The sequence below is a fragment of the Streptacidiphilus sp. ASG 303 genome (genome assembly GCF_020991365.1).
Taxonomy (GTDB): domain Bacteria; phylum Actinomycetota; class Actinomycetes; order Streptomycetales; family Streptomycetaceae; genus Peterkaempfera.
On the sequence record NZ_JAJLRA010000119.1, the window covers coordinates 1 to 317 of the forward strand.

The window sequence follows — 317 nt, forward strand, 5'->3', positions numbered from 1 at the left end:
CACCCGGGGCCCCGTCGTCAGGGGGGCGGCGCCCCGGTCCGCAGGGAGGGTCCGCTCCTCCAGGAGGGAGGCGAGCAGGTCGGCCGAGACGCGCACGCCGTTCTGGCTGAGCAGCGACTCCGGGTGGAACTGGACCGAGCGGAAGCCCGGGCCGCGCAGGGCGTGGACCTGCCCGGGCCCCCGGTCCCGGCAGACCTCGACGGCGCCCGCCACGCCCGGGGCGACGATCAGGTCCGCGTCCGCGCGCGCCGCGAAGGTGTTGTAGAAGCCGACCATCTCGGACCGGCCGAAGAGGTCGATCTTCTTCTGCACGCCCT

1 pseudogene is annotated in these 317 nt (G+C 75.4%); it reads right to left on the minus strand.

What is annotated here, in order from left to right:
• Positions 1–317: pseudogene (locus LO771_RS30170) on the minus strand (phenazine-specific anthranilate synthase component I); the annotation flags it as partial.